The organism is Geobacillus thermodenitrificans subsp. thermodenitrificans DSM 465, assembly GCF_000496575.1.
GTDB lineage: Bacteria > Bacillota > Bacilli > Bacillales > Anoxybacillaceae > Geobacillus > Geobacillus thermodenitrificans.
In genome coordinates, this window is the sequence record NZ_AYKT01000017.1 from 14,189 (window position 1) to 31,186 (window position 16,998).

The following is a 16,998-nucleotide window of genomic DNA, read 5'->3' on the forward strand; positions in this document are numbered from 1 at the left end:
TGATGAGATGCAAACAAAGCCATGCAGAAACGATGGACTGTCTTTCAATGGCAACATGCCGCCGCGGAAGGAATTCATCGTTCACCATTTCTGCCATTCGCCTTCAACGAGCGTCAAAGTCATAAACAAAAAACGCCTCTTCCCCCGACTAAAGGAGAAGAGGCGTTGTTCGTTTCGATTCACTCTGGAAAATGCGGCCGAAACCGGCCGTACATGCCGAGAAAAAGCGGCTTGACCATCCTTTTGTTATTTCAACCGTTTCTCCAGTTCGTCTTTCAGCTCTTCGTAACCCGGTTTGCCTAAGAGGGCGAACATGTTTTTCTTGTACGCCTCAACACCTGGCTGGTCAAACGGGTTCACCCCGAGCAAATAGCCGCTCATGGCGCATGCCTTTTCAAAGAAGTAAACGAGATAGCCAAACGTGTATTCATCAAGCTTCGGCAAAGTGACAACCAAATTCGGCACGCCGCCGTCCGTATGGGCGAGAAGCGTCCCTTCGAACGCTTTCGTGTTGACGAAATCGACCGTTTGGCCGGCTAAATAGTTCAGCCCGTCTAAGTCGCTTTCTTCCGCTTCGATGACCAATTCATGGCGCGGCTCTTCAAGTTTCAGCACCGTTTCAAACAAATCACGGCGACCTTCTTGAATGTATTGGCCGAGCGAATGCAAGTCGGTCGAGAAGTCAGCCGAAGCCGGATAAATGCCTTTTTGGTCTTTCCCTTCGCTTTCGCCGAACAGCTGCTTCCACCATTCAGCGAAATAGTGCAAGGCTGGTTCGTAGTTAACGAGCAACTCGATCGTTTTTCCTTTGTTGTACAAAATGTTGCGAATGGCCGCATATTGGTAAGCTGCGTTTTCTTCGAGCTCCGAGCGGCTGAAGTCTTCGCGCGCCTTCGCTGCCCCTTCCATCATGGCGTCGATGTCAGCGCCGCTGGCAGCGATCGGCAGCAATCCAACCGCCGTCAACACTGAATAGCGACCGCCGATGTCATCCGGAATCACAAACGTTTCGTATCCTTCCTCGTCAGCGAGCGTCCGCAGTGCGCCGCGTGCACGGTCGGTCGTTGCGTAAATGCGGCGGCGTGCTTCTTCTTTGCCGTATTTGTCTTCAAGCAGCTTGCGGAAAATACGGAAAGCGATCGCCGGCTCAGTCGTCGTTCCCGATTTGGAAATGACGTTAATCGAGAAGTCTTTTCCTTCAAGGAAATCAATGACATCTTTCATATACGTCGAGCTGATGTTGTTGCCGACAAAGATGATTTGCGGTGTGGACCGCTTCTCTTTCGGCAAGGCGTTGTAAAACGAATGATGCAGCATCTCAATCGCCGCACGCGCCCCGAGATACGAGCCACCGATACCGATGACAAGAAGGACATCGGAGTCTGATTGAATTTTTTTCGCCGCTTGCTTGATGCGCGCAAATTCTTCTTTGTCATAGTTGACCGGCCAGTCTAACCATCCTAAAAAGTCATTGCCGACTCCAGTTTTTTCATGGAGCGAATGGTGTGCGACTTTCACCGCATCGCGCAAGTATGTAAGTTCGTGTTCACCAAAAAAAGCGAGCGCTTTGGAATAGTCGAAACGAATATGGGTCATTCAATTCTTCCTCCCATTCAATAATCATTGCCTTCTTTCACTTTAGCGGAACGGGCAAGGGAAATCAAGCGATGCTCTCAATTGAAAACGGATTCAATTCCGACAATTTTTTGCCGATCTATACGGCTTTCTTCGGCAGCCAACGTGCGATGGTCGGGGCCGCTACATTTGACATGTGGCTGCCATCAAAAAAAGCCGACCTAGCATTCAAGTCGCCGGCCGGCTTTGAAGGTTTCTTATAAAGACGCACGCAAAATGGCGAGCACATCATCACGATTTAACGTTTTGAAACGGCCAAACTCACCAAACGCCATCGCTTTATCCGCCATCAGCTCGAGATTTTCCTCGCCGATGCCATAATCAGCCAAGCGAGACGGCGCCCCGAGGCTCGACCAAAACGCGCGCAACCGCTCGATGCCCTCAAGCGCCACGTCGCGCTCCGTTTTGCCCGTCGGATCGACGTCAAAGACGCGCACCGCCAGTTGGGCGAAACGGCTGACATTTTCATCAAGCACATGTTTCATCCAATTCGGGAACAAAATGGCCAATCCCCCGGCGTGCGGGATATCGTATACAGCAGAGACCGCATGCTCGATATCATGCGTCGCCCAATCACCGCGCACGCCCATTTGCAGAAAGCCGTTTAAGGCGATCGTGCCCGAGTACATGATCGTCTCGCGCAGCTCGTAGTTCTCTAAGTCGTCTACCAATTTTGGCGCCGCCTCAATGACCGTTTTTAACACTGCCTCGCACATCCGATCTTGCAGCGGCGTGTTCGGCGTATGATGGAAATATTGCTCAAACACATGGGACATCATATCGACGATGCCGTAAACGGTATGGTCTTTCGGCACCGTCATCGTGTACGTCGGATCCAAAATCGAAAATTGCGGGAATGTCACCGGGCTGCCCCAGCCGTATTTTTCTTTCGTCTCCCAATTGGTGATCACCGATCCGGCGTTCATTTCCGATCCGGTCGCCGCCAGCGTCAGGACCGTCCCAAACGGCAACGCCTCAGTGACAGTCGCTTTTTTCGTAATGAACTCCCACGGATCGCCATCAAATTTCGCGCCGGCTGCAATCGCTTTCGTACAGTCGATCACACTGCCGCCGCCAACGGCAAGCAAAAATTCAATTCCTTCCCGTCTGCAAATGTCTACCCCTTTTTTGACGGTCGAAAGGCGCGGGTTCGGTTCGACGCCTGGCAGTTCAACGACTTCGGCGCCAATGTCCGTCAATAGGCTCATGACTTCATCATATAGTCCGTTTCGTTTAATGCTGCCGCCCCCATAGACAAGCAGCACTTTTTTGCCATATTTCGGCACTTCTTCTTTGAGCTGCTCAATTTGTCCTCTCCCAAAAATGAGTTTGGTCGGATTGCGAAACGTAAAATTTTGCATTATGTATCTTCCTCCTTTTGCTTCTTATTATGGGGACAGACGTCGTTGTTGTAAAGCCGGACGCTTCGACGGCAAATCATGCATATTTTCTGCGGCTATGATTCATCCTATAAGTGACTGAAGGAAATTTTTCAAAGGAGGTATACAGGATGGGAACATGGCAACGCATTGCCTTGTTGTTGACAATCATTGGTGCGATCAATTGGGGACTGATTGGATTTTTTCAATTTGATTTAGTTGCCGCCATTTTCGGTGGACAAGATTCGGCTTGGTCACGCATTATTTACAGCCTTGTCGGTCTCGCCGGCTTGGTCAACTTAGCGTTGTTGTTCAAGCCGGCTGAAGAGCTTGAGCGCACCGAACCAAACCCGACACGCACATGACGGGAGACACTCACCGCCTGGCGGTGGGTGTCTTATTTTTTCGGTAAATCTTCCTTCTTGGATTGCTCAATCCATTCACGCAACTTTTCTTTTAACGGACGAAAGCCAGGTTCAAACGACATTTTCATGCGCGTCTGGCGCTTTTGCTTCTCTCTACCTGGCTCAAGCGCCTTTAAGGACAGGCTCGCTCGCCCTGCCTTATAGTCGACATCGAGCACTTTGACGGTCACTTCGTCACCGACATGGACATAATCGCGCACATTTTTTACAAAGCGGTGCGAAATTTCTGAAATATGAATGAGCCCTTGCATGCCGCCCTCAAGCTGGACGAACGCGCCATATGGCTGGATGCCTGTCACCTTCCCTTTCACAATCGCTCCTCGTTTCATCGTTGGCAAGCAAAACACTCCTATTGGCTAGTTTCATCTACGTTTCTGTATTATAACATAACCGAAAGGGAAAACCCAAAAAAAGATGTCCTGCCCATGGCAGAACATCGTCGATTACAAGCGTTCCAAAAACCGTTTCATCCGCTTAATCGCTTCCTGCAGCTGCTCAAGCGACGAAGCGTACGAACAGCGAATATAGCCTTCTCCGCTTGTACCAAAGACATTGCCAGGGACAACGGCCACTTTTTCTTCCAAAAGCAACCGCTCGGCAAACTGTTCGGACGTCAAGCCGGTATGGCGAATGGATGGAAACGCGTAAAACGCGCCTCCCGGCAAGTGGCACGGCAACCCGATTTCATTGAGCGAGGCGACGAAATAATTGCGTCGCCGCCGGTAGCTGTTGCGCATTTGTTCGACCTCGTGCTCCCCGTTGCGGAGCGCTTCAAGGGCGCCGTATTGCGCCATCGTCGGCGCACACATCATCGCATATTGGTGGATTTTCAACATCGCCTGCAAAAGCTCTTCCGGCGCTGCCGCAAAACCGAGCCGCCAACCGGTCATCGCAAATCCTTTGGAGAAGCCCGAAATCAAAATCGTCCGTTCGCGCATGCCGGGAACAGCAGCTATGCTTGTATGCTCACCTTCATACGTGAGCTCGGCGTAAATTTCGTCGGCAATGACCAGCAAATCATGCTTCTCCGCCAAGCGGGCGAGCGCTTTGAGTTCCGCTGGGCTAAGCACCGTTCCGGTCGGATTGTTCGGCGAACAAATGATCACGGCCTTCGTCCGCTCAGTGATCGCTCGTTCGATGTGCGCCGGCATGAGCTGAAACCCGTCGGCGCCAGACGCATGGACGATCACTGGCGTCCCGCCGGCGAGCACAACAAGCGGTTCATAAGCGACAAAACTCGGTTCCACCACGATCACTTCATCACCTGGATTGACAATCGCCCTTAGCGCCAAATCAATCGCTTGGCTCGCCCCAACCGTCACTAAAATTTCTGTCTCCGGACGGTATTCCACATGAAACTTGCGGCGCAAATAGGCGGCGATTTCTTGGCGCAGCTCGAGCAAACCGGCGTTGGCTGTATAGGACGTATAGCCTTGCTCGAGCGACAAAATGCTTGCCTCGCGGATGCTCCACGATGTGACAAAGTCCGGCTCGCCGACACCGAGGGAAATGACACCGTCAAGGCTCGAAGCGAGATCGAAAAACCGGCGGATGCCGGATGGCTTTAAGCTGGCAACCGTTTCTGACACATACATTTTTTTCGTTTGCGGATTCATGGTGCCACCACGATGCGGCGATCTTGATCTCCTTTGTCGAATATCGTGCCGTCATGTTTATATTTTTTCAAAATGAAATGGGTGGTCGTCGAAATGACGGAATCAAGCGTTGACAGTTTTTCCGAAACAAACTGGGCGACTTCCGCCATCGACCGACCTTCAATGACGACCGACAAATCATAGGCGCCGGACATTAAATACACCGATTTGACTTCCGGGAAACGGTAAATGCGCTCTGCCACCTCATCAAAGCCGACGCCGCGCTTCGGGGTGACTTTCACATCGATCATCGCCGTCACCCCTTCGTGGCCATCGACCTTCCGCCAATCGACAAGCGTCGTATACTGGACAATCACGTTCGCCTCTTCTAATTTGTGGACGAGCGCCTCTGTTTCTTCCACCGGCAAATCAATCATTTTCGCCAGCACATCGATCGGAGTCCGCGCATCTTTTTCCAATATTTCGATAATTTCCAGTTCTTTATCGCTCAGTTTCACGGAACATCCCTCCCTTTAAACCGTTTCGCTAAACCGATAGCCCGGCTGACCGTCGTCATGCCGGGAATGAACAAGATGCCATCCGTTTCAGCTCGAGCAGCCGATTAGCAAGTTTTAGGCAGTCGCGAAAAGGAATTGTTTTGTCAAACGCGAATTCATATATAGACTGAATGCAAGCAGCGAGCGTGTGGGCATCATCCGTATGATATACGGCCTGAAGCACGTCAATCGCTTCTATCTCGTACGCGTCATTTCCGTAGCCGAACGGATCCCAGGCGCCAATGGTCTCAAGAAGCAGCCGGTTCAATTGTTGTCCGTCCATGCGCCGCCATCCACCTTCTTTCTTGATTGGGATATACCAATTATAAGCCATCGACCTGAAAAAAAGAAGGGAGAAGATACGATGTTTTCATTTGACCAAGTCATCGACCGCCGGGGCACGCAGTCGGTGAAATGGGATGATGTTGAGCGTTTGTTCGGCCATAAAGATGTGTGGCCGATGTGGGTCGCCGACATGGATTTTCCGGCTCCCAAAACCGTACAAGAAGCGCTGCAAGCGCGAATAGAACACGGAATTTTTGGCTACACCGTCATTCCTGATTCGTTGAAAGAAGCGGTGGGCGAATGGCTCAAACGTCGCCACGAGTGGGAAATCGATCCGACCTGGCTTGTGTTTGCCCACGGTGTCGTGCCGGCGGTCGCCGCTGCCATTGAGGCGTTTTCAGAGCCTGGAGACCGCGTCGTTGTCTTTTCCCCCGTTTACCGGCCGCTGTTTGATCTCGTCCGCCGCCATGATCGCACGCTCGTGCTTAGCCCCCTTCGCTTGACTGAAGACAATTATGTCATCGACTGGGACGACTTGGAGCGAAAACTGCCTGGAGCAAAATTGCTCATCCTTTGCCACCCGCATAACCCCGGTGGCAAGGTGTGGACAAAAGGAGAACTCGAACGGCTTGGGGAACTATGTTTCAAACATGGCGTCTTCGTCCTTTCCGACGAAATTCACGCCGATTTGACGTTCCCACCCTATCGGCATATTCCGTTCGCCTCCCTCCATCCGGAGTTGGCGGCGCAAAGCGCCACGTTCCGTGCGCCGACGAAAACGTTCAACCTCGCCGGTTTGCAGGCGGCCGAAGCGATCATTCCCGACGAGTCGCGGCGTCGGGCGTTCCGCCGCGTTCAACAGCGGCAAGGGTTTTTCACGCTCAATGCATTTGCCATTGCCGGAGCGGAAGCGGCTTACCGCCATGGCGAGGCATGGCTTGACGCCTTGCTTGCGTATTTGCAGCAAAACATCGACACAACCATCGCCCATCTCGCAGCGGAACTGCCCATTCTTCGCCCCATCCGCCCGCAGGCGACCTATCTCGTCTGGATCGACGGCCGTGGTCTCGGCCTGTCCGAAGCCGAACTCAAAAAACAGCTTCTCGAAAAAGGAAAAATCGCCGTTGAGTTCGGCAGCAAATTCGGGGCGGAAGGGAGCGGCTTCCTCCGTCTGAACGTCGCCTGCCCGCGCTCGACGCTAGAAGAAGGACTGCGTCGGTTGGTTCTCGCGCTGCGCTAGATCATGCCCATCCATCGGCATGAGGTGGGAGTCTTAAACGCCACGTGTCGTTTGTCGCTCCTCAATAAAAAAGGTGTCCCGTTGCTTATGTTGGGACACCTTTTTATGATCTCAAACCGCGATGCCTCCCCCGGAAGTGCAGGAGAGAGCGTTCAAGATGACTTGATTTTCCCGCAGGCGATGCGCTCGTCGGCATCTCCCGCCGGTTGGGTCATGCCGTCGTCTTTCTTGGCATGAATAACGATTGACGTTCCGTCCTTCGTCAACAACGACCCTTTTTCTCCTTCTTTTAACGTCACGTTCGGCGCCGTCAGTTCGACGTTGACCGTGCCGTCCTCTTTGACAATAATGTTTGGCAAATCACCGGCATGCGCGCCTTCTGGGTGGAGAAGTCCGTGCTTTTTCCCGTCAGGGTTGTAATGTCCGCCAGCCGATTGAAAATCGGGCGGCTCGCAACTTCCTTTTTCATGAATATGAATGGCATGCTCTCCTGGCGGAAGCCCTTCTAAGTCAAGCTTCAGCCGGACTCCCTCCGCTTGTTCCGTCAGTTCAATCGTGCCAATCGGATCACTGTCGGCATTGATCATCTCCACCGTCCGACTCATACCGCTCTGTTGGCCGCAGCCAGCTAAAACGAGCGCCACAGCCAAAAGAATCCCATATTTTCCCTGCAACACAAAACTCCCCCCAGCATGGCAGATGTTACCCGCCAGTATTGCCGAAGGGAGCCCATTTTATACATCCGACCTCGGCCCGGACTCGTCCTTGTTGCCATACAGCTCTTGCTCGAGCCGTTCCGCTTCTTTCTCTTGACGACGCGAAATGACAATGATGAGCCGCATCGTGAACACCGCAATGAGCAAAAACACGGTCATTGAAATGACCGCAGGAATATACTCCCTCTTATCTTCCGGAAAGTATAAAAATAGATTCAGCACCCATGGCCACATCGTTAGACAACCTTTCTGACTCAAAATCGTCCATCCTCATTATAGCACAAAAAAAGCTGCCACCAATACAGCAGCTATAAAGCGAATTTTTTCCGCAGCTGGGTGAAATCGATCCGCTCCCCAATCGTCGGCGGCTTTGTCTTCGCCAAATATTTTTTATCGTTTTCAATGAGCCGGAAAATCGTATACGCGGTAAATGCGTCATCGAGCGCACAATGGGCTTTTCCAATCCCTTCGTTTCCGTACTCTTGCACAGCCTTGCGCAACGCCGTTTGATTTTTGTTGCCGAAAAAGCGCTTATACTCCATCGCCAAATCGCGGTGCTCTCCGGTAAATGGAAATTCCACTCGCGCCGACTGGCAGTTTTCCCGGAGCACTTTCATATCCATGTTTCCCCACGTTACAACCGTCGTCGGGCGCTCGCGGTCATATTGCCGAAGCAAGGAAACGAGCTCATAAAAACTCATTCCGCTGTCAATTTGCTCTTGGGTGATATTGAGAAACGACTTGCACCGGTCGGTGAGTTGCGGAAAACGGAGCGGTTTCACATAAGAGGAAAATTGGTTCACGATTTGCTCGTCAACGACCGCTACAAGGCCAACTTCAATAATTTCCGGAGAAAACCCGTTCGGGGTCGTTTTTGTTTCCGGCATCGTAAATTCAAAATCGAGAAACAAATATTGCGGGACGTCCATCATCGCTTCCCTCCTTTCCGCACAGCCACAGTCCGTCTTACTATTATTATATCACGGGAAAGCGATTGTTTATTTCTTTTTTCAGAAAATGGCGAAAAAGGGGCGGATGTCGGAAAAAACTTGACTGCTTTAAGAGAAAGAAGGACATCCCGCTATTTTGATTTTGTCTCCTCACTTTGCACGTTTTGCTAGTTTTTCTCTCTGTTTTGCCAAATCATCACGAACCGTCCCTTCCCATGGCCGAACCCCGGAGTAGTATGCGGCACGGCTAATCAAATGAGCCGACACCGGGGATGTTAAAAAAATAAAGACAATGGCCAGCAACAAACGGGAATTGAAATGGTGGTGCTTCAACCAAAAGTAAAATAACGTCCCCGTTAAGATGAAGATCATTCCAAGGGTAGTGCTTTTGCCAATGGCATGGCTTCTCATATAAACGTCGGGAAGGCGGAGGGCGCCGATGGCGGAGATCAACGTTAATAGCGCACCAGCCATGACGAGCAATACGATCAACCCATCAATGATTTCCGTCACGTTCAATCACCACCCCTTTTTGCAAAAACTTGGCAAACGCCGCCGTGCCAAGAAACGCCAAAATTCCGATCAACAAAATAATTTCTAAAAACACACTCGTCTCTAACACGATTGAAAGCACCGCCACAATGCCTGCAAGACAAATCCCGATCGCATCAAGCGCAATAACCCGATCCGCCACGGTCGGTCCCTTGACGACCCGATAGAGGAAACAAACAATGGCGAGCGACAAAAGAGCGAGCGCGATATAGAACATCACGGTCATCGACTCACCTCCAAAATCGTTTTTTCAAACGATGTCTTGATTTGCCGGATGACTTCGTCCACATCCGGCGCATCAATCGCATGAATATAAATCTCTTTCTTGTCATCAGAGACGTCGACTACAAATGTCCCGGGCGTCAATGTAATCAAGCTGGATAACAATGTAATTTCCCAGTCTTTTTTCACTTCAAGCGGAAAGGCGAAAATGCAAGGCTTTATGTTCAACGACGGAGAAAGGACAATTTTTAAAACCGCCCAGTTGGCCAACAACAATTCTTTGATGAAAATGAGCGCCAACTTCCCGATCACAAACAACGGTACGACATAAAACCGCGTCGAGAAATATCTTCGCAGCGCAAAAATGATGCCTAAACCAAGGAGATATCCAATGACAAACGATGACCCGCTAAATGAATCAGCAAGAAACATCCAAACGAACGCCAATAGAACGTTGAGCAGCAATTGCTGTGCCATTTGCCTCTACTCCTTCAGAACGGACTCAATATACAGCGACGGATCTGCCAACGTCGCCGCCGCTTGGGCGATGTATGGACGAACAAATTCGGCCCCGATCCCGTATAAAACGGCCAAGGCAAGAAGCGCAACAATCGGCACATACAGCGGGGCGACTCGTTTTTGCTCATATCCGCGCGCTTCTCCCCAACAAGATTGAATAAAAATTTTCATGACCGAATAAAGCACGAGTAAACTGGACAATAACACAATCAGTGCGAACAGAAGCTGTCCTTTTTCAAACGCCGCCCGAATAATCAGCGCTTTTCCGATAAACCCGCTAAACGGAGGAATGCCGCTAAGCGCAAGAGCGGTAAGGAATACGGCCCAGCCAAGCAACGGATACGAACCAAGCAGCCCGCTAAACCGTCCGAGTTGATTCGTTCCTGCGACATACGCGATCGCACCGACAATAAAAAAGAGCGCAGTTTTCATCACCATGTCTTGCAGCAAGTAAAAGATCGTGCCTTCCAAACTTTCTTTTGTCATTAAAGAAATGCCAAACGCCATCACACCGATAGCCGCGACAATGTTATAAATGGCAATTTGCCGCATATCGCGGTAAGCCACCGCACCAATGACGCCAAGCACAATGGTCGCCATCGCCAACCACGCTAAGATGGTATGAGTATAACCGATATCTTGGCGGAAAATCAGCGAAAAAGTACGCAAAATCGAATACACACCGACTTTCGTCAACAAGCCGCCGAACAACGCAAGCACAGCCGATGGCGGAGCAGAATAGGCCCCTGGCATCCAAACATAAAACGGAAACAACGCCCCTTTTAACCCAAATACAATGAGAAAAAGCAAACAAATGACCGTCAACACGGCTGTGTTTTCCGCTCCAGAAATCCGTACGGCTAAGTGCGCCATATTCAATGTGCCGGTCACAGCGTACAAATAGCCGACGGCGATGACAAACAACGCGGAAGAAAACACATTGATGATCATGTATTTCATCGTTTCCTGGAGCTGGATTTTGGTGCCGCCGTGAACGAGCAGTGCATACGATGACATGAGCATCACTTCATAAAACACGAATAAGTTAAAAATATCCCCTGTACTAAACGCCCCGTTCACTCCGACAATGAGGAACTGAAAAAAAACATAGTAGTACATGGACGCCTGCTTCGAGTCAATCGTGTAAAAGGAATACAATAGACCAGCAAGCGCGATCACGCTCGTCGTCAACACTAACAGCGCCGAAAGCATGTCGGAGACGAGCGTAATCCCAAACGGCGCCGGCCAGTTTCCGACGTCAAGCTTTTGCACCCCTTCATGATCGACAAGGCGCACAAGCCAAGCGCCCGCAGCGATGAGCGCCCCCGCTGAAACGAGGGAAATCACCTTTTGCGCCTTCAACGATTTCACACAAAAAATCAAGATAACCGCCGTCGTCAATGGAATGGCAATCGGAAAAATTACTGCATTAGTCATGGTCTTCCTTTCCCCTCATTTGTTCAATGTTGTCCGTTCCAATCTCCTGATAAGAACGATACGCTAAAACGAGCAAAAAAGCCGTGACACCAAAGCTAATGACAATCGCCGTCAAAATAAGCGCCTGCGGAACGGGGTCGACATATTGTTCCGCCTGCACACCAAGCAACGGCGGTGCTCCTTTTTTCAATCCTCCCATCGTCAATAAAAGCAAATGCGCTCCGTGGCTTAACAATCCTGTGCCGATAATGATCCGAAGCAAACTTTTGCTCAACATTAAGTACGTGGCACCGGCAAACAAACAGCCGATGACGATAATCATGACGACTTCCATTTATTCTTCCTCTCCTATCGTTTCGATAATCGTCATGGTGACCCCGACAACGACGAAATAGACTCCTAAGTCAAACAAGACGGCCGTATGGAGCGAAACATCTCCAAGCAACGGCAGCATGACATGGCCGTGAGCATGCGTTAAAAATGGGACATCGAATACAAGGCCGCCAAGCCCCGTTCCTAAGGCAAACAGCAGTCCGATGCCAATGAGCGTCCGATAAGAAATAGGGATCATCGATCGGACCGTTTTGATGTCAAACGCCAACAGCAACAAAATGATGGCACCGGCGGTAACGAGGCCGGCGATGAATCCGCCGCCCGGATAATAGTGGCCGGCGAAAAAAAGCTGAATCCCGAACAAAATGATGATAAACGTGACAACGGCCGTCACCGTCCGCAAAATGAGTTCATTCATACTTGCCGTTCTCCCCTTTCGGAGCTTTCAGCTTCACTAAGGCGTAAATGCCGAGCGCCGCGATCGCCAGCACACAAATTTCAAATAGCGTATCAAATCCGCGGAAGTCGACTAAGATCACGTTAACAATATTTTTTCCAGCCGCTTTTTCATACGCGTTTTCGATATGGTATTGGGCAATCGACGCAAAGTTTTTCTCGCTGTACGCCAACAGGGCGATCACGCTGACCAATGCGCCGACGCCAAGCGAAATGAGGGCGTTCCCAAGACGGAAACGGACGCCTTTCTCATGGCGGCTAAGCTTCGGCAAGTGATAGAAACAAAGCAAAAACAGAGCGACGGAAATCGTTTCAATGACAAGTTGGGTTAATGCCAAGTCAGGCGCCCGGAAGAGCACAAAGAAAAGCGAGACCGTATAGCCGACCGAACCTAAAGCGATAATGGCGACAAGGCGTGATTTGGCCACTAAAGTCGTCACCGTTCCGACCAAAGCTGCCAACACCAACATCAGTTCATGGACGCCCACGTCCGCTAAATGGCTTAACGAAAACTCCCCATCCACTTTCAGAACGATCGTCACAATAAGCAACGCGAGCATCGCGGACAAAATATACAAGAAATACGTCCGAACATACCCGGTCATGTAACGGCTTGTCAAGGAATGAGACCGCTCTTCCATCTGCCGCACAACCGTGTCATATAAGTGATTCAATGAAAGGCGCTGCGAAAACGCACCGTACACGCGCTTCCATGAATCAAACGTCCGATACAGCAACACGCCAAGGACAATCACTCCGATGGTCATCCATACTTCGATCGTCCATCCGTGCCAATGGCTAATGTGCACAGAAAGCCCTTCCTGGCGGAACACACCGTTGACAATGGCATCGGCCGCCGGAGCAATCACCGCATTGGACAACACATTCGGAAACAGTCCGAAGCCAATGACAAGGACAGCCAAAACGACCGGCGCCACAAGCATCCCCACCGGAGCTTCATGCGGCTGTTTCGGCCATTCGGAAGGCTTCGGGGCGCCAAGAAACGTTTTCCCAACAAAAAGAAGACTATATAAAAAGGTAAACACGCTTCCTACCCAAGCGAGCACCGGAAATAAGATCCCCCAGACATCAAGCGAAAACCAATGGGCGTTCGCCACTTGCACCATCGCAGCAAAAAACATTTCTTTGCTTAAAAATCCGTTAAACGGAGGAACACCCGCCATCGACAACGAACCAATGACCGCAATTGTAAATGTGATGGGCATGAAGCTAAGCAAGCCGCCAAGACGCCGGATATCTCGCGTCCCGGTCTCATGATCGACAATGCCGGCAGTCATAAACAAACTTCCTTTGAACGTCGCATGGTTGATCAAGTGAAACACCGCTGCAACCACGGCTGCCATATACAAGCGGCGATCACTCGGATCACCATGAAAGGCCAGCGCCCCAGCGCCGAGCAACGACATAATCAACCCGAGCTGGCTCACCGTCGAATAGGCGAGCAACCCTTTCAAGTCTGTCTGGCGGGCGGCATGAAATGACGCCCAACAAAGCGTCGCCATTCCAATGCCCATCACAAGCCAAACCCATAGCGAAGAAACAGCAAAAATCGGGGTGAAACGAGCCACTAAATAAATGCCGGCTTTCACCATCGTCGCCGAATGTAAATACGCACTGACTGGGGTGGGCGCTTCCATCGCGTCCGGAAGCCAAATGTAAAATGGAAACTGCGCGGATTTGGTGAACGCGCCAAGCAAAATCAAGAGCATCGCTGGCAAGAATAACGGATGTTGCGGCCACGCATCCGCCATATCGATCCAGTCACGAATGCTGTACGACCCTCCGCTCATGACCGAAAGCAATAAAAATCCACCAAGCAGAGACAGCCCGCCAAGCACGGTGATGAGCATGGATTTTTGGGCCCCGTATCGGGAACGTTCACGCTCATTCCAGTAGCCAATCAGCAAAAAGGATGAAAACGATGTCAATTCCCAAAACAGATAGAGCGCCATGGCGTTGTCTGAAAGAACGACGCCAAGCATCGCTCCCATAAACAAAAGCAAATACACGTAAAAGTGACCAAGTTTTTCCTTTTCCTTTGGCAAATAATAAATCGAATACAACACGACAAGAGAGCCGATCCCTGTGATTAACAGCGAAAAGAGCAAGCCTAACCCATCCATATAGACTTGAAAATCCATTCCGAGAGACGGAATCCAAGGGATCGTTTGTCCGTAGGGTTCAAGAGGGAGATGTTGAATAAAATACACAAACAATAAGACCGGAAGAGGGAGCACAAACCATCCAGTATGAATCGAACGCACATATTTATACAAAAACGGAATGAATAAAGCGAAAATCAGTGGTGAAACAATTGCCAAGTTTAACATAAACCATCCTCCTTCCCTAACTAACCAACTGTCATGTTTCCTTTTCCCCCTCGCATCGCCCCGCTTATCCTACTTCGTATTGTATCATAAACTCCCGCCTCTGTCGGCACAACGGTCTGCTGGAAATCAAGTCAGACTCTCGCCGCCTACGTATGTACGAAAAATTCCCCAAAAAGTTTCACCTTTCGCTGCCAATCCCATTGTTTCTATGGCACCGGCTTGCAGCGCAGCGAGTATATAAGTATTGACACTCCACACGCCTAAAGACGCGGGATTCTTGGATCGTTTGCTTATTGCTTTATTCAGCTCGGGATGATCCAACAGCCAATTGGTAAATTGGGTGTTGATCTCAGTCATCTGCTCGTATATCTCCTGTTTCGATTTGGTTGGCTTGTGAAGCTCCATCCAATTTTAAGGTGATCGCAGGCATCTTTTTACCTCCTGATGTTTATGATAGCATTAGGCTCGCTTTCATTCCGCCCCTAAAGGAGTGGGCTTTCTCGCTCGCGGGTCTGTAATCACGTAGGAAAGGAGGAGCCATCGAATGTTTTATTTCCCGCACCCGTCGGCATGGGCAAGGCAGTATCCGCCAATCGACCCTTCTATCTTCTCCCAATCGGCCGTCACCGCCCAGACACTCATGAACGATGTTGGAGTCATTTTAAAAAGGCTGGCCGAATCGCGTCCATTTGCCGCCTCGGTCATGTCCGCCGCCCAAGAAGGGAAAACCGAAGAAGTGAACCGCCTCATTCGTTCACTCGGCATCCGCTCGCAAACCGAAGTGTATTTCAATCCCGACGGCATCCGTCTGACGCTGTCGCCCCCTCCTGGAGCTCCTCGATGTTGCCAGCTCGTCATCGGCTTGCGTTGGAATGTGTTTCCGCCTTTGCGCCGATAGCCTTCGCCATCGCGGCGGCAAGCGAAATAGGAGGAAATGGTTGGCGAGCCGTCGCTTTTCGCCTTCATCACTTTGGCCGCCGTTGGACGATGAGCGGCCACACTCGATGCGACAACACCGCTTCCACCCGGGCGCTGGAAGCGGGCTGTCGTTGGCGTCTTGCCGCTCCAGAAGCCTTTTTCACACAAAAACAGTTCTTGCTGATGACGTTCGTGAACAAAAAAAGACGGCGATCGTCCCATCCCCGTCCAATGTCTTGGCGAACTCGCCGGCCTCTTCCGTTTCCATTGCGCATCCAATTGCGTGCGTCGATAGAAGATATCACCGAAAATGATCGTGACAACGAAATCAACATCATCAGCTTAACCGCCTTGTAGTCTAAAAAGCGCAGCATTTGTTCTTCAAACATGTAAACGAAAGAGGTCCGATCCATCCGTGCTCCTTCACGCATTGTCGTTTTCATCAAACGGCTGCCGCTTGCCGATTTCCGCCGGGGTGCGCAAATCGTAGCCGTCGTCATTTTTGCTTGTATGAATGATGTCTTCGTTTGCCCCCATTTTGCTCGCCCATCTTATCTCCTCATCAGGCATAAACCGCTCCATCGCGATCCCTCCTTTCGTTTTCCTTGCTCTCATCGCCCTTGATCCGTTTATGTCGCTCCTTCTCGCAACATGGCAGCTTGAGGACAGCGCTTTTGTTTAGCATGCCCCGCGGCGAATCACATCATCCGTCGAAAAAAGAGGATTGACAGTCAACCGTTTGTTCGATATGATTTTGTTAACTTAAAAACAAAAGGAGGTTTACATATGGACGGACAACAGACTTCCCTTCGCCCGCTCGATATGACGCTCGCCGCCATGTTCGTCGCCTTGATGGCAATCGGTGCAAACATCACGTCATGGGTGCCGTTTCTTGTTGTCGGCGGCGTGCCGATCACGTTGCAAACGTTCTTTTGCGTGCTTGCCGGTGCCGTATTAGGGCGGCGGCTCGGTGCGGTCGCAATGACTGTGTATATGCTCGTCGGCCTTGCGGGCGTACCGGTGTTCGCCGGCCTCAACGGCGGATTATCGATGATGTTCAAACCGACATTTGGCTTTATTCTTTCATTTATCGCCTCCGCTTATGCGACCGGTTGGATCATCAATCGCGGCCCGCAGCCGGCGTCAACCGCCCGCTTTATCACCGCAGCGCTCATCGGCATGGTGATCAACTATGTCATCGGCACGAACTGGATGTATATGGCGTATCAATTATGGGCCGAAGCACCGGAAGGGTTGTCGTATCAAATGGTGTGGGGGTGGATGCTCGCTCCGCTGCCGAAAGATATTGTGTTATCAGTCGTCGCCGGTTTGATCGCCCCACGTCTTTGTCGGGCGATTGGCCGATCCGTTTCCGCAAGCCGGCCCGCCGCATAAAAAAACGCGCCTGTTTATAGCAGGCGCATCTCT

Annotated in this window: 23 protein-coding genes and 1 pseudogene; 6 read left to right on the forward strand and 18 right to left on the reverse strand. The window is 50.9% G+C overall.

The window, feature by feature from the left end:
- Positions 1-246 precede the first annotated feature (246 nt).
- A complete protein-coding gene (locus tag DSM465_RS0114695; RefSeq protein WP_008881792.1) occupies positions 247-1,596 on the reverse strand; it encodes a glucose-6-phosphate isomerase in 1,350 nt (449 codons plus the stop codon).
- 71 nt (positions 1,597-1,667) lie between these two features.
- On the opposite strand from DSM465_RS0114695, the gene DSM465_RS19455 reads away from it, so the two are divergent.
- Positions 1,668-1,838 carry a hypothetical protein gene (locus tag DSM465_RS19455; protein ID WP_008881793.1) on the forward strand — a complete coding sequence of 57 codons (171 nt, stop codon included), beginning with the start codon at positions 1,668-1,670 and terminating at the stop codon, positions 1,836-1,838.
- Here the strand turns inward: DSM465_RS19455 and DSM465_RS0114705 are convergent.
- Complete coding sequence (locus tag DSM465_RS0114705) at positions 1,833-2,996, reverse strand: iron-containing alcohol dehydrogenase (protein WP_008881794.1); 1,164 nt, start codon at positions 2,994-2,996, stop codon at positions 1,833-1,835. The genes DSM465_RS19455 and DSM465_RS0114705 overlap by 6 nt on opposite strands.
- Positions 2,997-3,145: 149 nt before the next feature.
- On the opposite strand from DSM465_RS0114705, the gene DSM465_RS0114710 reads away from it, so the two are divergent.
- Entirely contained in the window at positions 3,146-3,379 is a 234-nt protein-coding gene (locus DSM465_RS0114710; RefSeq protein ID WP_008881795.1) for a DUF378 domain-containing protein, read from the forward strand.
- 32 nt (positions 3,380-3,411) lie between these two features.
- Here DSM465_RS0114710 and yugI read toward each other — a convergent pair whose 3' ends face one another.
- The 4 genes from yugI to DSM465_RS0114730 all read right to left on the reverse strand — a co-directional run bounded on the left by yugI (position 3,412) and on the right by DSM465_RS0114730 (position 5,874).
- Positions 3,412-3,777 carry a S1 domain-containing post-transcriptional regulator GSP13 gene (gene yugI / locus DSM465_RS0114715; RefSeq protein WP_008881796.1) on the reverse strand — a complete coding sequence of 122 codons (366 nt, stop codon included), beginning with the start codon at positions 3,775-3,777 and terminating at the stop codon, positions 3,412-3,414.
- 105 nt (positions 3,778-3,882) lie between these two features.
- Positions 3,883-5,055 (reverse strand): aminotransferase, encoded by a 1,173-nt coding sequence (locus DSM465_RS0114720; protein ID WP_029761674.1) that lies wholly within the window; start codon positions 5,053-5,055, stop codon positions 3,883-3,885.
- Positions 5,052-5,552, reverse strand: a complete 501-nt coding sequence (locus DSM465_RS0114725; RefSeq protein WP_008881798.1) for an Lrp/AsnC family transcriptional regulator — start codon at positions 5,550-5,552, stop codon at positions 5,052-5,054. Before DSM465_RS0114725 ends, DSM465_RS0114720 begins: the two co-directional genes overlap by 4 nt.
- A gap of 55 nt (positions 5,553-5,607) precedes the next feature.
- A complete protein-coding gene (locus DSM465_RS0114730; protein ID WP_029761675.1) occupies positions 5,608-5,874 on the reverse strand; it encodes a DUF1871 family protein in 267 nt (88 codons plus the stop codon).
- Between the two features lie 81 nt (positions 5,875-5,955).
- On the opposite strand from DSM465_RS0114730, the gene DSM465_RS0114735 reads away from it, so the two are divergent.
- Positions 5,956-7,116, forward strand: coding sequence for a MalY/PatB family protein (locus DSM465_RS0114735; protein WP_029761676.1), 1,161 nt, complete (start codon positions 5,956-5,958; stop codon positions 7,114-7,116).
- Positions 7,117-7,268: 152 nt separating this feature from the next.
- Here the strand turns inward: DSM465_RS0114735 and DSM465_RS0114740 are convergent, their stop codons facing one another.
- The 11 genes and pseudogenes from DSM465_RS0114740 to DSM465_RS19340 form a co-directional block, all read right to left on the reverse strand.
- Entirely contained in the window at positions 7,269-7,793 is a 525-nt protein-coding gene (locus DSM465_RS0114740) for a superoxide dismutase family protein (RefSeq protein ID WP_008881801.1), read from the reverse strand.
- 57 nt (positions 7,794-7,850) lie between these two features.
- Positions 7,851-8,066, reverse strand: coding sequence for a hypothetical protein (locus DSM465_RS0114745; protein WP_008881802.1), 216 nt, complete (start codon positions 8,064-8,066; stop codon positions 7,851-7,853).
- Positions 8,067-8,140: 74 nt separating this feature from the next.
- Positions 8,141-8,761 carry a 3'-5' exonuclease KapD gene (kapD, locus tag DSM465_RS0114750; protein WP_029761678.1) on the reverse strand — a complete coding sequence of 207 codons (621 nt, stop codon included), beginning with the start codon at positions 8,759-8,761 and terminating at the stop codon, positions 8,141-8,143.
- A gap of 171 nt (positions 8,762-8,932) precedes the next feature.
- On the reverse strand, positions 8,933-9,256 hold the full coding sequence (mnhG, locus tag DSM465_RS0114755) for a monovalent cation/H(+) antiporter subunit G (protein ID WP_049756697.1): 324 nt from the start codon (positions 9,254-9,256) through the stop codon (positions 8,933-8,935).
- A 22-nt stretch (positions 9,257-9,278) separates the two neighbouring features.
- Positions 9,279-9,560, reverse strand: coding sequence for a Na(+)/H(+) antiporter subunit F1 (locus DSM465_RS0114760; protein WP_008881805.1), 282 nt, complete (start codon positions 9,558-9,560; stop codon positions 9,279-9,281).
- The gene (locus tag DSM465_RS0114765) at positions 9,557-10,033 is read right to left on the reverse strand and encodes a Na+/H+ antiporter subunit E (RefSeq protein WP_008881806.1); all 477 of its coding nucleotides are present in this window, start codon (positions 10,031-10,033) and stop codon (positions 9,557-9,559) included. The genes DSM465_RS0114760 and DSM465_RS0114765 overlap by 4 nt, the downstream gene beginning before the upstream one ends.
- A 6-nt stretch (positions 10,034-10,039) precedes the next feature.
- Positions 10,040-11,512 (reverse strand): Na+/H+ antiporter subunit D, encoded by a 1,473-nt coding sequence (locus DSM465_RS0114770; protein ID WP_029761679.1) that lies wholly within the window; start codon positions 11,510-11,512, stop codon positions 10,040-10,042.
- Complete coding sequence (locus DSM465_RS0114775; RefSeq protein ID WP_008881808.1) at positions 11,505-11,846, reverse strand: Na(+)/H(+) antiporter subunit C; 342 nt, start codon at positions 11,844-11,846, stop codon at positions 11,505-11,507. Before DSM465_RS0114775 ends, DSM465_RS0114770 begins: the two co-directional genes overlap by 8 nt.
- Positions 11,847-12,263: a Na(+)/H(+) antiporter subunit B gene (locus tag DSM465_RS0114780; RefSeq protein WP_008881809.1), complete on the reverse strand. Its 417-nt coding sequence runs from the start codon at positions 12,261-12,263 to the stop codon at positions 11,847-11,849.
- A complete protein-coding gene (locus DSM465_RS0114785; RefSeq protein WP_008881810.1) occupies positions 12,256-14,652 on the reverse strand; it encodes a Na+/H+ antiporter subunit A in 2,397 nt (798 codons plus the stop codon). The genes DSM465_RS0114780 and DSM465_RS0114785 overlap by 8 nt, the downstream gene beginning before the upstream one ends.
- A gap of 285 nt (positions 14,653-14,937) precedes the next feature.
- Positions 14,938-15,057 (reverse strand): annotated as a pseudogene (locus DSM465_RS19340) (RNA-guided endonuclease TnpB family protein); the annotation flags it as partial.
- A gap of 139 nt (positions 15,058-15,196) precedes the next feature.
- On the opposite strand from DSM465_RS19340, the gene DSM465_RS0114795 reads away from it, so the two are divergent.
- Together DSM465_RS0114795 and DSM465_RS19460 are read left to right on the forward strand one after the other, a co-directional pair.
- Positions 15,197-15,550, forward strand: a complete 354-nt coding sequence (locus tag DSM465_RS0114795; protein WP_008881811.1) for a hypothetical protein — start codon at positions 15,197-15,199, stop codon at positions 15,548-15,550.
- On the forward strand, positions 15,493-15,927 hold the full coding sequence (locus DSM465_RS19460) for a hypothetical protein (protein WP_161627863.1): 435 nt from the start codon (positions 15,493-15,495) through the stop codon (positions 15,925-15,927). The genes DSM465_RS0114795 and DSM465_RS19460 overlap by 58 nt, the downstream gene beginning before the upstream one ends.
- Positions 15,928-15,993: 66 nt before the next feature.
- On the opposite strand, the gene DSM465_RS19645 is transcribed toward DSM465_RS19460, so the two are convergent.
- A complete protein-coding gene (locus DSM465_RS19645; protein WP_008881813.1) occupies positions 15,994-16,152 on the reverse strand; it encodes a hypothetical protein in 159 nt (52 codons plus the stop codon).
- A gap of 204 nt (positions 16,153-16,356) precedes the next feature.
- On the opposite strand from DSM465_RS19645, the gene DSM465_RS0114810 reads away from it, so the two are divergent.
- Positions 16,357-16,965, forward strand: a complete 609-nt coding sequence (locus tag DSM465_RS0114810; protein WP_008881814.1) for a biotin transporter BioY — start codon at positions 16,357-16,359, stop codon at positions 16,963-16,965.
- Positions 16,966-16,998: the final 33 nt, after the last annotated feature.

Bases quoted from the DNA above. Each gene is read 5' to 3' on its own strand.
- DSM465_RS0114695 (WP_008881792.1), bottom strand. From the start codon at position 1,596: ATGACCCATATTCGTTTCGACTATTCCAAAGCGCTCGCTTTTTTTGGT.
- DSM465_RS19455 (WP_008881793.1), top strand. From the start codon at position 1,668: ATGCTCTCAATTGAAAACGGATTCAATTCCGACAATTTTTTGCCGATC.
- DSM465_RS0114705 (WP_008881794.1), bottom strand. From the start codon at position 2,996: ATGCAAAATTTTACGTTTCGCAATCCGACCAAACTCATTTTTGGGAGA.
- DSM465_RS0114710 (WP_008881795.1), top strand. From the start codon at position 3,146: ATGGGAACATGGCAACGCATTGCCTTGTTGTTGACAATCATTGGTGCG.
- DSM465_RS0114720 (WP_029761674.1), bottom strand. From the start codon at position 5,055: ATGAATCCGCAAACGAAAAAAATGTATGTGTCAGAAACGGTTGCCAGC.
- DSM465_RS0114730 (WP_029761675.1), bottom strand. From the start codon at position 5,874: ATGGACGGACAACAATTGAACCGGCTGCTTCTTGAGACCATTGGCGCC.
- DSM465_RS0114735 (WP_029761676.1), top strand. From the start codon at position 5,956: ATGTTTTCATTTGACCAAGTCATCGACCGCCGGGGCACGCAGTCGGTG.
- DSM465_RS0114745 (WP_008881802.1), bottom strand. From the start codon at position 8,066: ATGTGGCCATGGGTGCTGAATCTATTTTTATACTTTCCGGAAGATAAG.
- kapD (WP_029761678.1), bottom strand. From the start codon at position 8,761: ATGGACGTCCCGCAATATTTGTTTCTCGATTTTGAATTTACGATGCCG.
- mnhG (WP_049756697.1), bottom strand. From the start codon at position 9,256: ATGGCTGGTGCGCTATTAACGTTGATCTCCGCCATCGGCGCCCTCCGC.
- DSM465_RS0114760 (WP_008881805.1), bottom strand. From the start codon at position 9,560: ATGACCGTGATGTTCTATATCGCGCTCGCTCTTTTGTCGCTCGCCATT.
- DSM465_RS0114765 (WP_008881806.1), bottom strand. From the start codon at position 10,033: ATGGCACAGCAATTGCTGCTCAACGTTCTATTGGCGTTCGTTTGGATG.
- DSM465_RS0114770 (WP_029761679.1), bottom strand. From the start codon at position 11,512: ATGACTAATGCAGTAATTTTTCCGATTGCCATTCCATTGACGACGGCG.
- DSM465_RS0114775 (WP_008881808.1), bottom strand. From the start codon at position 11,846: ATGGAAGTCGTCATGATTATCGTCATCGGCTGTTTGTTTGCCGGTGCC.
- DSM465_RS0114780 (WP_008881809.1), bottom strand. From the start codon at position 12,263: ATGAATGAACTCATTTTGCGGACGGTGACGGCCGTTGTCACGTTTATC.
- DSM465_RS0114785 (WP_008881810.1), bottom strand. From the start codon at position 14,652: ATGTTAAACTTGGCAATTGTTTCACCACTGATTTTCGCTTTATTCATT.
- DSM465_RS0114795 (WP_008881811.1), top strand. From the start codon at position 15,197: ATGTTTTATTTCCCGCACCCGTCGGCATGGGCAAGGCAGTATCCGCCA.
- DSM465_RS19460 (WP_161627863.1), top strand. From the start codon at position 15,493: ATGTTGCCAGCTCGTCATCGGCTTGCGTTGGAATGTGTTTCCGCCTTT.
- DSM465_RS19645 (WP_008881813.1), bottom strand. From the start codon at position 16,152: ATGGAGCGGTTTATGCCTGATGAGGAGATAAGATGGGCGAGCAAAATG.
- DSM465_RS0114810 (WP_008881814.1), top strand. From the start codon at position 16,357: ATGGACGGACAACAGACTTCCCTTCGCCCGCTCGATATGACGCTCGCC.